The sequence below is a fragment of the Morganella morganii genome, from assembly GCF_041099235.1.
GTDB classification, from domain to species: domain Bacteria; phylum Pseudomonadota; class Gammaproteobacteria; order Enterobacterales; family Enterobacteriaceae; genus Morganella; species Morganella morganii_E.
In genome coordinates, this window is the sequence record NZ_JBFZSO010000017.1 from 1 (window position 1) to 12561 (window position 12561).

General features: G+C 50.7%; 9 protein-coding genes. All 9 read left to right on the forward strand.

What is annotated here, in order from left to right; translation table 11 throughout:
* Positions 1 to 75 (forward strand): hypothetical protein (locus tag AB7038_RS17575; RefSeq protein WP_180801888.1); only part of this gene is annotated, 75 nt, incomplete at its 5' end.
* 274 nt (positions 76 to 349) lie between these two features.
* On the forward strand, positions 350 to 727 hold the full coding sequence (secE, locus tag AB7038_RS17580) for a preprotein translocase subunit SecE (RefSeq protein ID WP_025154592.1): 378 nt from the start codon (positions 350 to 352) through the stop codon (positions 725 to 727).
* Between the two features lie 10 nt (positions 728 to 737).
* Positions 738 to 1283, forward strand: a complete 546-nt coding sequence (gene nusG, locus AB7038_RS17585) for a transcription termination/antitermination protein NusG (RefSeq protein WP_004238483.1) — start codon at positions 738 to 740, stop codon at positions 1281 to 1283.
* Between the two features lie 148 nt (positions 1284 to 1431).
* Entirely contained in the window at positions 1432 to 1860 is a 429-nt protein-coding gene (rplK, locus tag AB7038_RS17590; protein ID WP_004238484.1) for a 50S ribosomal protein L11, read from the forward strand.
* Positions 1861 to 1863: 3 nt separating this feature from the next.
* The gene (gene rplA, locus AB7038_RS17595; protein WP_368890326.1) at positions 1864 to 2565 is read left to right on the forward strand and encodes a 50S ribosomal protein L1; all 702 of its coding nucleotides are present in this window, start codon (positions 1864 to 1866) and stop codon (positions 2563 to 2565) included.
* Between the two features lie 320 nt (positions 2566 to 2885).
* On the forward strand, positions 2886 to 3383 hold the full coding sequence (gene rplJ / locus AB7038_RS17600) for a 50S ribosomal protein L10 (RefSeq protein WP_004242307.1): 498 nt from the start codon (positions 2886 to 2888) through the stop codon (positions 3381 to 3383).
* 66 nt (positions 3384 to 3449) lie between these two features.
* Positions 3450 to 3815 carry a 50S ribosomal protein L7/L12 gene (gene rplL, locus AB7038_RS17605; protein WP_004242306.1) on the forward strand — a complete coding sequence of 122 codons (366 nt, stop codon included), beginning with the start codon at positions 3450 to 3452 and terminating at the stop codon, positions 3813 to 3815.
* A gap of 348 nt (positions 3816 to 4163) precedes the next feature.
* Positions 4164 to 8192 (forward strand): DNA-directed RNA polymerase subunit beta, encoded by a 4029-nt coding sequence (rpoB, locus tag AB7038_RS17610; RefSeq protein WP_368890325.1) that lies wholly within the window; start codon positions 4164 to 4166, stop codon positions 8190 to 8192.
* Positions 8193 to 8300: 108 nt separating this feature from the next.
* Positions 8301 to 12527: a DNA-directed RNA polymerase subunit beta' gene (gene rpoC / locus AB7038_RS17615; RefSeq protein ID WP_072872476.1), complete on the forward strand. Its 4227-nt coding sequence runs from the start codon at positions 8301 to 8303 to the stop codon at positions 12525 to 12527.
* Positions 12528 to 12561: the final 34 nt, after the last annotated feature.

Genomic DNA, 12561 nt, shown 5'->3' on the forward strand with positions numbered 1-12561 from the left:
GATGGTCTGCGCTTCGCAATCCGTGAAGGCGGCCGTACCGTTGGCGCGGGTGTTGTAGCGAAAGTGATGGGTTAATTACGGATGTAATAATCCTAAAAAGGGCATCATTTGATGCCCTTTTTCTGCGTTGTTTTATGAAGAACCTATCTCATCACTAGTTGATCATCAACTACTGGTGAGATAGGCTCTCACGCAACGAATGGTGAGTATCTCGAAGAATACGAAACTCATGCTGGATTATGACGCCAAGTCAGATACAATTGCATCTGTCCCTAATTTTGGTCTGATTTGTTTTGCAACAGCGAGGCAGTCCGGCTGACTTTTTTATTTCATGGTTACAGGTTGGTTTATGAGTGCGAATAGCGAAGCTCAACAAAACGGCCGTGGTGCTGACATTGCCAAATGGTTAGTGGTCGCAGTTCTGCTGATCGCTGCTATCGGCGGGAACTACTACTTCCGCGAATTTAATCTTGCGCTGCGTGCGCTGGCAGTTGTTGTCGTCATCGCATTAGCCGGTGGTATTGCACTGTGGACAACGAAAGGCAGAGCGACACTGACTTTTGCCCGCGAAGCACGGGTTGAAATGCGTAAAGTGATCTGGCCTACACGTCAGGAAACACTGCATACAACACTGATCGTTGCGGCAGTCACAGCGGTTATGTCGTTAGTGTTATGGGGCCTTGATGGTATCCTTGTCCGTCTTGTTTCCTATATAACATCCTTCTGAGGTTCTAAAGATGTCGGATTCTCCTAAAAAACGTTGGTATGTCATCCAGGCTTTCTCCGGATTCGAGAGCCGGGTTGCGCAGTCTCTGCGTGAACATATCAAAATCAACGGGATGGAAGATTCATTTGGCGAAGTCATGGTGCCAACGGAAGAAGTCGTCGAGATCCGCAGCGGTCAGCGCCGCAAAAGTGAGCGCAAATTCTTCCCGGGCTATGTCCTGGTTCAGATGGCGATGAACGATGCATCCTGGCATCTGGTGCGTAACGTACCGCGTGTAATGGGATTCATCGGCGGAACATCCGATCGTCCTGCACCGATCAGCGACAAAGAAGTTGATGCGATTATGAACCGCCTGCAGCAGGTGGGTGATAAGCCGCGTCCGAAAACGCTGTTCGAACCGGGCGAAATGGTCCGTGTTTCCGATGGTCCGTTTGCAGACTTTAACGGTGTTGTTGAAGAAGTCGACTACGAGAAGAGCCGCCTGAAGGTATCAGTCTCTATTTTTGGTCGTGCAACACCGGTCGAACTGGATTTCAGTCAGGTCGAAAAACCGTAACGGTTTTTTTTCCGGACTTGCAAAGGGCGGGAAATTTATCTACAATTTCGCGCCTTTTGTTTTTCAGGGGTTCGCGTTTTCACGCGGGCCTGTATTCATAGGGGAGCCGGGATAACCGGCGCTATTACCCACATTGAGGATTTTTTAAATGGCTAAGAAAGTACAAGCCTATATCAAACTGCAGGTTGCAGCTGGTATGGCAAACCCAAGTCCGCCGGTTGGTCCTGCACTGGGTCAGCAGGGTGTGAACATCATGGAATTCTGTAAAGCGTTTAACGCCAAAACAGACAGCATGGAAAAAGGTTTACCAATCCCGGTTGTTATCACCGTTTATGCTGACCGTTCTTTCACTTTCATCACTAAAACTCCGCCAGCGGCAGTTTTACTGAAGAAAGCTGCAGGTCTGAAATCTGGTTCCGGCAAACCGAACAAAGAGAAAGTAGGTAAAATTACTTCTGCTCAGGTTCGTGAGATTGCTGAGACTAAAGCAGCGGATATGACTGGTGCCGATGTAGAAGCTATGATGCGTTCTATCGAAGGTACTGCTCGTTCCATGGGCCTGGTAGTGGAGGGTTAATCGATGGCTAAACTGACCAAGCGCATGCGCAATATCCGTGAAAAAGTTGATGCTACCAAACTGTACGACATCAATGAAGCCGTAGCCCTGCTGAAAGAATTAGCGACTGCTAAATTCGTTGAAAGCGTTGACGTTGCCGTTAACCTGGGTATCGATGCTCGTAAATCTGACCAAAACGTCCGCGGTGCAACTGTACTGCCAAACGGTACCGGTCGTTCTGTCCGCGTAGCTGTGTTCGCACAGGGCGCTAACGCTGAAGCTGCTAAAGCTGCAGGCGCAGAACTGGTTGGTATGGAAGACCTGGCTGACAAAATCAAAGCCGGCGAAATGGACTTCGACGTTGTTATCGCATCTCCGGATGCAATGCGCGTTGTTGGCCAATTAGGTCAGATCTTAGGCCCGCGCGGCCTGATGCCAAACCCGAAAGTAGGTACTGTAACCCCTAACGTTGCTGAAGCTGTGAACAACGCTAAAGCCGGTCAGGTTCGTTACCGTAACGACAAAAACGGGATCATCCACACCACTATCGGTAAAGTAGATTTCGACGCTGATAAACTGAAAGAAAACCTGGAAGCTCTGCTGGTTGCGCTGAAAAAAGCAAAACCATCTTCAGCGAAAGGCGTGTACATCAAGAAAATCAGCCTGTCTACCACCATGGGTGCGGGTGTTGCAATCGACCAGTCTGGTCTGACTGCTGCTGCTTAATATCTGCGGATAGTAAGCGCTTTACATTGGGGTCAGGTTTCTGTAGAATCTGACGCCCAATGTTTGCTGTATTTGATTTAGTGAAATTATCACGGAATCAGGCACAGCCAGAATTTCGGTTGGAGCCCGGCCTTTTCCGGGCCCCGTCCAAGACCGCAGGTGTAAGTGATTACTTAATTTTCCTGCGTAGACGGTGACAGAGCCACAAGAATTTTATTCGAGTATTCTGCTCACCGTGTTTTAGCGCTCTCCACCTTCCGGTGCTGAGTGAAGTGAGTTCCGGGGTTGTATTACCCGGCTAAACCAGGAGCAAGAAGCTAATGGCATTAAATCTTCAAGACAAACAAGCGATTGTTGCTGAAGTCAGCGAAGTTGCCAAAGGTGCGCTGTCTGCAGTTGTCGCGGATTCCCGTGGTGTGACTGTAGATAAAATGACCGGTCTGCGTAAAGCATGTCGTGAAGCTGGCGTTACCGTACGTGTAGTACGTAACACCCTGCTGCGTCGTGCTGTTGAAGGTACCTCTTCTGAGTGCCTGAAAGACGTATTCGTCGGTCCTACCTTGATTGCATTTTCTCATGAACATCCGGGCGCTGCTGCTCGTCTGTTCAAAGAATTCGCGAAAGCGAACCCTGCATTCGAGATTAAAGCCGCAGCCTTTGAAGGTGAGTTAATTGCAGCGAAAGATATCGATCGCTTAGCAACACTCCCGACTTACGAAGAAGCAATCGCGCGCCTGATGGCAACCATGAAAGAAGCCTCTGCAGGCAAACTGGTTCGCACTCTGGCAGCGTTACGCGATCAGAAAGAAGCAGCTTAATTGCCCTTTCTTTTCTTCGTTGCTTTTTAACGTATAAACTTATTCTGAATTTTAGGAACATATCGTATGTCTATCACTAAAGAACAAATCCTGGACGCAGTTGCTGAAATGTCTGTAATGGACGTTGTTGAACTGATCACCATGATGGAAGAAAAATTCGGCGTTTCTGCTGCTGCTGCTGTAGCAGTTGCTGCGGGTCCTGCTGAAGCTGCTGAAGAGAAAACTGAGTTCGACGTTATTCTGAAAGCTGCAGGCGCTAACAAAGTTGCAGTAATCAAAGCTGTTCGCGGCGCAACTGGTCTGGGCCTGAAAGAAGCTAAAGACTTAGTTGAAAGCGCACCTGCTGCACTGAAAGAAGGTGTGAGCAAAGATGAAGCTGAAACTCTGAAAAAATCTCTGGAAGAAGCTGGCGCGGAAGTTGAAGTTAAATAAGCCACTTTTTGCAGTAGCAGCCTGAAAATGGCTGATGGCTGGTGACTTATTGGTCACCAGCCTTTTTGCGCTAATGCGCATGCGTGTGTTTTCGGGGTAACAGTTGTGTTATCTGACACCCGCAAACTCTCCGAATACTTTTTGCTATTGACGACTTAATATACTGTGTTTATGACTGCGATTCGCTCGGGTAGCTCGGTAGTCAGCAGCGCAATGAAATGATTTAAGAGTAATAGCAATGGGTATTAACAGAAAATGTTCAATTTTCTGTCCAAATTAGATAGTTGTAGCGACTGTCCGTCCGATACGGGCAGGCCGGGTCACTGATCAAGCGAGCTGAGGAACCCTATGGTTTACTCCTATACCGAGAAGAAACGTATTCGTAAGGATTTTGGTAAACGTCCGCAAGTGCTGGATGTACCTTATCTCCTTTCTATCCAGCTGGATTCATTCCAGAAATTCATTGAACTCGATCCGGACGGTCAGAACGGCCTGGAAGCCGCGTTCCGTTCTGTTTTCCCGATTCAGAGCTACAGTGGCAATGCTGAACTGCAATATGTCAGCTTCCGTCTGGGTGAGCCGGTATTTGACGTTAAAGAATGTCAGATCCGCGGCGTAACCTTTTCCGCACCACTGCGCGTAAAACTGCGTCTGGTTGTTTACGAGCGTGAAGCACCGGAAGGCACAGTTAAAGATATTAAAGAACAGGAAGTTTACATGGGCGAGATTCCGCTCATGACCGAAAACGGAACGTTCGTTATCAACGGTACTGAGCGTGTTATCGTTTCTCAGTTACACCGCAGCCCGGGCGTGTTCTTTGACAGTGACAAAGGTAAAACACACTCTTCCGGTAAAGTGCTGTATAACGCACGTATCATTCCTTACCGTGGTTCATGGCTGGATTTCGAGTTCGATCCGAAAGACAACTTATTTGTCCGTATTGACCGCCGCCGTAAATTACCGGCTTCGATCATTCTGCGTGCGATGAATTTCAGCACCGAAGACATCCTGAATCTGTTCTTCGAAAAAACCACCTTTGAAATCCGCAATAATAAACTGACCATGACCCTCATTCCTGAGCGTCTGCGTGGTGAAACTGCTTCCTTCGATATCGAAGCGAACGGTAAAGTTTATATTGAGAAAGGTCGTCGTATCACTGCCCGTCATATCCGCCAGCTGGAAAAAGACGAAGTCAGCCAGATTGAAGTTCCTGTTGAATATATCGCAGGCAAAGTGGTTGCACGTGATTACATCGATGAAGCGACCGGCGAATTAATCTGTGCGGCGAACATGGAAATGTCACTGGATCTGCTGGCGCGTCTGAGCCAGTCCGGTCACAAAACCATTGAAACCCTGTTCACCAACGACCTGGATCACGGCGCCTACATGTCAGAAACCCTGCGTGTGGATCCGACCAACGATCGTTTAAGCGCGCTGGTAGAAATCTACCGCATGATGCGCCCTGGTGAGCCGCCAACCCGCGAAGCTGCTGAAAACCTGTTCGAGAACCTGTTCTTCTCTGAAGATCGTTACGATCTGTCTGCGGTCGGTCGTATGAAGTTCAACCGTTCACTGGGTCGTGATGACTCTGACGGTACGGGTATCCTGAGCCAGCAGGACATTACTGATGTCATGAAGAAACTGATCGACATCCGTAACGGCCGCGGTGAAGTGGATGATATCGACCACTTAGGTAACCGTCGTATCCGTTCTGTCGGTGAAATGGCAGAGAACCAGTTCCGTGTGGGTCTGGTCCGTGTTGAGCGTGCGGTGAAAGAGCGTCTGTCTCTGGGTGATCTGGATAACCTGATGCCTCAGGATATGATCAACGCCAAGCCGATTTCTGCTGCGGTTAAAGAGTTCTTTGGTTCCAGCCAGCTGTCCCAGTTTATGGACCAGAACAACCCGCTGTCAGAAATTACGCACAAACGCCGTATCTCAGCATTAGGCCCGGGCGGTCTGACCCGTGAGCGTGCCGGCTTCGAAGTCCGGGACGTTCACCCGACTCACTACGGCCGCGTATGTCCTATCGAGACCCCTGAAGGTCCGAACATCGGTCTGATCAACTCCTTATCTGTTTATGCACAGACTAACGAATATGGTTTCCTGGAAACCCCGTACCGTTTAGTGCGTGACGATGTTGTTACTGATGAAATTCATTATCTGTCTGCAATCGAAGAAGGTAACTTCATCATTGCACAGGCAAACACCGTATTAGATGACGATGGCCACTTCGTTGATGAACTGATCACCTGCCGTAACAAAGGTGAATCCAGCTTATTCAGCCGTGATCAGGTTCAGTACATGGACGTTTCCACCCAGCAGGTGGTTTCTGTCGGTGCATCCCTGATCCCGTTCCTGGAACACGATGACGCCAACCGTGCATTGATGGGTGCGAACATGCAACGTCAGGCGGTTCCGACTCTGCGCGCTGACAAGCCGCTGGTTGGTACCGGTATGGAACGTGCGGTAGCAGTTGACTCCGGTGTTACAGCCGTAGCCAAACGCGGCGGTACTGTTCAGTACGTTGACGCATCACGTATCGTTATCAAGGTAAATGAAGATGAAATGTATGCCGGCGAAGCGGGCATCGACATCTACAGCCTGACCAAATATACCCGTTCTAACCAGAACACCTGTATCAACCAGACTCCTTGCGTATCGCTGGGTGAGCCGGTTGAGCGCGGTGATGTGCTGGCTGATGGTCCGTCAACAGACCTCGGCGAACTGGCACTGGGTCAGAACATGCGCGTGGCATTTATGCCATGGAACGGTTACAACTTCGAAGACTCCATCCTCGTGTCCGAGCGTGTTGTTCAGGAAGACCGTTTCACCACTATCCACATCCAGGAACTGGCTTGTGTGTCCCGTGACACCAAACTCGGGCCGGAAGAGATCACTGCCGACATCCCTAACGTGGGTGAAGCCGCTCTCTCCAAACTGGATGAATCCGGTATCGTGTATATCGGTGCGGAAGTGAAAGGCGGCGACATTCTGGTCGGTAAAGTGACACCGAAAGGTGAAACACAGTTAACCCCGGAAGAGAAACTGCTGCGTGCTATCTTCGGTGAAAAAGCGTCAGACGTGAAAGATTCATCTCTGCGCGTACCGAACGGTGTTTCCGGTACTGTTATCGACGTCCAGGTCTTTACCCGCGATGGTGTGGAAAAAGACAAGCGTGCTCTCGAAATTGAAGAGATGCAGCTGCGTGACGCGAAGAAAGACCTGACCGAAGAGCTCCAGATTCTGGAAGCCGGTCTGTTCAGCCGTATCCGTTCCGTTCTGATCAACGGCGGTATGGAAGCTGACAAACTGGACAAACTGCCGCGTGAGCGCTGGTTAGAACTGGCTCTGACTGATGAAGAGAAACAGAATCAGTTAGAACAGCTGGCAGAACAGTATGACGAACTGAAATCTGAGTTCGCCAAGAAACTGGAAGCGAAACGCCGCAAAATCACCCAGGGCGATGATCTGGCACCGGGCGTGCTGAAAATCGTTAAAGTGTATCTGGCCGTTAAACGTCAGATCCAGCCAGGTGATAAAATGGCGGGTCGTCACGGTAACAAAGGGGTTATCTCAAAAATTAACCCTATCGAAGATATGCCATACGATGAAAAAGGTAACCCTGTTGACATCGTACTGAACCCGCTGGGCGTACCATCGCGTATGAACATCGGTCAGATTCTGGAAACCCACCTGGGTATGGCTGCGAAAGGCATCGGTGACAAAATCAACCAGATGATCAAAGAGCAGCAGGAAATCGCGAAATTACGTGAATTCATCCAGAAAGCCTATGACCTGGGTAACGACCCGCGTCAGAAAGTGGATCTGAACACCTTCAGTGATGAAGAAGTTCTGCGCCTGGCGGACAACCTGAAAAAAGGTATGCCGACAGCGACACCAGTATTCGATGGTGCAAAAGAGCAGGAAATCAAAGCATTACTGACTCTGGGTGGCTTACCGACTTCCGGTCAGATCACACTGTTTGATGGACGTACCGGCGAGCAGTTCGAGCGTCAGGTTACCGTCGGCTATATGTACATGCTGAAACTGAACCACCTGGTTGATGACAAGATGCATGCGCGTTCTACCGGTTCTTACAGCCTGGTTACTCAGCAGCCGCTGGGTGGTAAGGCTCAGTTCGGTGGTCAGCGCTTCGGGGAGATGGAAGTGTGGGCACTGGAAGCATACGGTGCCGCTTACACCCTCCAGGAGATGCTGACTGTGAAATCGGATGACGTTAACGGTCGTACGAAGATGTACAAAAACATCGTCGACGGCAGTCATCAGATGGAGCCGGGAATGCCGGAATCTTTCAACGTATTGCTGAAAGAAATCCGTTCCCTCGGTATCAATATCGAGCTGGAAGACGAGTAATTACCGTTGTGGCTGCCCGTGGTACACGGGCAGCACCAGTAAATCTGGTTTAAGGGACAAACAGACGACCGTTTGTCTCACAGGTCTAACTCCGACAGGAGCCATTTCGTGAAAGACTTATTAAAGTTTCTGAAAGCGCAAACCAAGACCGAAGAGTTTGATGCGATCAAAATTGGTCTGGCCTCACCTGACATGATTCGTTCATGGTCATTTGGTGAAGTGAAAAAGCCGGAAACCATTAACTACCGTACGTTCAAACCTGAGCGTGACGGGCTTTTCTGTGCGCGTATCTTCGGGCCGGTAAAAGATTACGAATGTTTGTGCGGTAAGTACAAACGTCTGAAACACCGTGGTGTGATTTGTGAGAAGTGTGGTGTTGAAGTGACTCAGACTAAAGTGCGCCGTGAGCGCATGGGTCACATCGAACTGGCATCACCGACCGCACACATCTGGTTCCTGAAATCACTGCCGTCCCGTATCGGCCTGCTGCTGGATATGCCGCTGCGTGATATCGAACGTGTTCTGTACTTTGAATCTTATGTTGTTGTTGAAGGCGGGATGACCAGCCTGGAACGCAGCCAGATTCTGACAGAAGAACAGTATCTCGACGCTCTGGAAGAGTTCGGTGATGAGTTCGACGCGAAAATGGGTGCGGAAGCCATCCAGGCATTGCTGAAAGCAATGGATCTGGAACAGGAAGTCGAAAACCTGCGCGAAGAACTGAATGAAACCAATTCAGAAACCAAACGTAAGAAACTGACCAAGCGCATCAAGCTGCTGGAAGCCTTCATTCAGTCCGGTAACAAACCTGAGTGGATGATCCTGACAGTGCTGCCGGTGTTACCACCGGATCTGCGTCCGTTAGTTCCGCTCGACGGCGGTCGCTTTGCGACTTCAGATCTGAACGATCTGTACCGTCGTGTGATCAACCGTAACAACCGTCTGAAACGCCTGCTGGATCTGGCTGCACCTGACATCATCGTACGTAACGAAAAACGTATGCTGCAGGAAGCCGTGGATGCGCTGCTGGATAACGGCCGTCGTGGTCGTGCAATTACCGGCTCTAACAAGCGTCCGCTGAAATCTCTGGCAGACATGATCAAAGGTAAACAGGGTCGTTTCCGTCAGAACCTGCTCGGTAAGCGTGTTGACTATTCCGGTCGTTCTGTAATCACCGTAGGTCCTTACCTGCGTCTGCATCAGTGCGGTCTGCCTAAGAAAATGGCACTGGAACTGTTCAAACCGTTCATCTACGGCAAGCTGGAACTGCGTGGTCTCGCAACCACCATTAAAGCAGCCAAGAAAATGGTTGAGCGCGAAGAAGCGGTCGTATGGGATATCCTGGATGAAGTTATCCGTGAGCACCCGGTTCTCCTGAACCGTGCACCGACACTTCACCGTCTGGGTATTCAGGCGTTTGAACCAATCCTTATCGAAGGTAAAGCTATCCAGCTGCACCCGCTCGTTTGTGCGGCATATAACGCCGACTTCGATGGTGACCAGATGGCGGTTCACGTCCCTCTGACCCTGGAAGCGCAGCTCGAAGCCCGTGCCCTGATGATGTCCACCAACAACATCCTGTCACCGGCAAGCGGCGATCCGATTATCGTACCTTCTCAGGACGTTGTTCTGGGCCTGTACTACATGACCCGTGACTGTGTTAACGCCAAAGGCGAAGGCATGGTACTGAACGGTTCAACCGAAGCTGAGCGTGTATACCGCGCCGGTCATGCGTCCCTGCATGCCCGTGTGAAAGTCCGTATCACTGAAGAAGTGAAAGACGGCGAAGGTAATATCACCAAGCGTACCAGCATGATTGATACCACTGTCGGCCGTGCCATCTTATGGCGTATCGTTCCGCGTGGTCTGCCTTACTCACTGGTTAACCAGCCGCTGGGTAAAAAAGCAATCTCCAAAATGCTGAACACCTGTTACCGTATTCTGGGTCTGAAGCCGACCGTTATCTTCGCTGACCAGATCATGTACACCGGTTTTGCCTACGCTGCCCGCTCAGGTGCATCCGTTGGTATCGATGACATGGTTATTCCGGAGAAAAAAGCCGGGATCATCGCGGAAGCCGAAGCGGAAGTGGCAGAAATCCAGGAGCAGTTCCAGTCTGGTCTGGTTACCGCCGGCGAACGTTATAACAAAGTTATCGATATCTGGGCCGCGGCTAACGAACGTGTTGCCAAGGCGATGATGGAAAACCTGTCTGTTGAAACCGTGGTTAACCGCGACGGCGAAGAAGAACAGCAGGTTTCTTTCAACAGTATCTTTATGATGGCCGACTCCGGTGCGCGTGGTTCTGCTGCACAGATTCGTCAGCTGGCCGGTATGCGTGGTCTGATGGCGAAACCGGATGGTTCCATCATCGAAACGCCGATCACCGCGAACTTCCGTGAAGGTCTTGACGTACTCCAGTACTTCATCTCAACCCACGGTGCACGTAAAGGTCTGGCGGATACCGCACTGAAAACAGCAAACTCCGGTTACCTGACCCGTCGTCTGGTTGACGTGGCACAAGACCTCGTCATCACTGAAGATGATTGTGGTACGCACGAAGGTATCGTCATGACCCCGGTTATCGAGGGTGGTGATGTTAAAGAACCTCTGCGCGACCGCGTATTAGGCCGTGTGGCTGCTGAAGATATTCTGAAGCCGGGTACTGCGGATATTCTTATCCCGCGTAACACCCTGCTGCACGAAAAACAGTGTGACCTGTTAGAAGAAAACTCAGTCGACAGCGTGAAAGTCCGCTCTGTGGTTAGTTGCGAAACTGACTTCGGTGTGTGTGCGAAATGCTACGGTCGTGACCTGGCGCGCGGTCATATCATCAACTCAGGCGAAGCCGTTGGTGTTATTGCTGCACAGTCAATCGGTGAACCGGGTACACAGCTGACGATGCGTACGTTCCACATCGGTGGTGCGGCATCCCGTGCTGCTGCGGAATCCAGCATTCAGGTCCGTAACAAGGGTACACTGAAACTGTTCAACGCGAAGTTCATCATGAACTCTGCGGGCAAACTGGTTATCACGTCCCGTAACACTGAACTGCGTCTGATCGACGAATTCGGCCGTACCAAAGAGAGCTATAAAGTACCTTACGGTGCCCAGCTCTCCAAAGGTGACGGTGAAGCCGTCAACGGCGGTGAAACTGTCGCTAACTGGGATCCGCATACCATGCCGGTTGTCAGTGAAGTGTCCGGTATCATCCGCTTTACCGACATGCACGACGGTCAGACCATTACCCGTCAGACTGATGAATTAACCGGTCTGTCCTCACTGGTTGTTCTGGATTCTGCAGAACGTACCACCAGTGCGAAAGAAATGCGTCCGGCACTGAAAATTGTCGATGCACAGGGTAACGATGTTCTGATCCCGAACACTGATATGCCTGCCGCGTACTTCTTACCGGGTAAAGCGATTGTTCAGCTGGATGACGGCGTGGCAATCACCGCCGGTGACACGCTGGCACGTATTCCGCAGGAATCTGTCGGTACCAAGGATATTACCGGTGGTCTGCCGCGCGTTGCGGATCTGTTCGAAGCGCGTCGTCCGAAAGAGCCTGCGATCCTGGCTGAAATCAGCGGTATCATCTCGTTCGGTAAAGAGACCAAAGGTAAGCGTCGTCTGGTGATCACACCAATCGACGGCAGTGATCCTTACGAAGAGATGATTCCGAAATGGCGTCAGCTCAACGTGTTCGAAGGTGAAATGGTTGAACGTGGTGACGTCGTATCTGATGGTCCGGAATCACCGCACGATATCCTGCGTCTGCGCGGCGTGAATGCTGTTGCACGTTATATCGCGAACGAAGTCCAGGAAGTTTACCGCTTACAGGGTGTTAAGATTAACGATAAACACATCGAAGTTATCGTTCGTCAGATGCTGCGTAAAGTCACCATCACCTCTGCGGGAAGCTCTGAGTTCCTCGAAGGTGAGCAGGTTGAATATGCACGCGTGAAAGTGGCAAACCGTCTGCTGGAGCAGGAAGGCAAAATCCCTGCAACCTTCGAACGTGATCTGCTGGGTATCACCAAAGCGTCTCTGGCAACAGAGTCCTTTATCTCTGCGGCATCGTTCCAGGAAACCACACGTGTTCTGACCGAAGCGGCTGTTGCGGGTAAACGCGACGAACTGCGCGGTCTGAAAGAGAACGTCATTGTGGGTCGCCTGATCCCGGCCGGTACCGGTTTCGCGTACCACCAGGATCGTATCCGCCGCCGTCACCTGGCAGAAACTGCCGAGGCAGCACCACAGCAGGTCAGCGCTGATGAAGCAACAGCTAACTTAGCTGAGCTTCTGAACGCCGGCTTCGGTGGCAGCAAAGAGTAAGTGATACAGCAATGTAACTGACTGAACAGCCCTC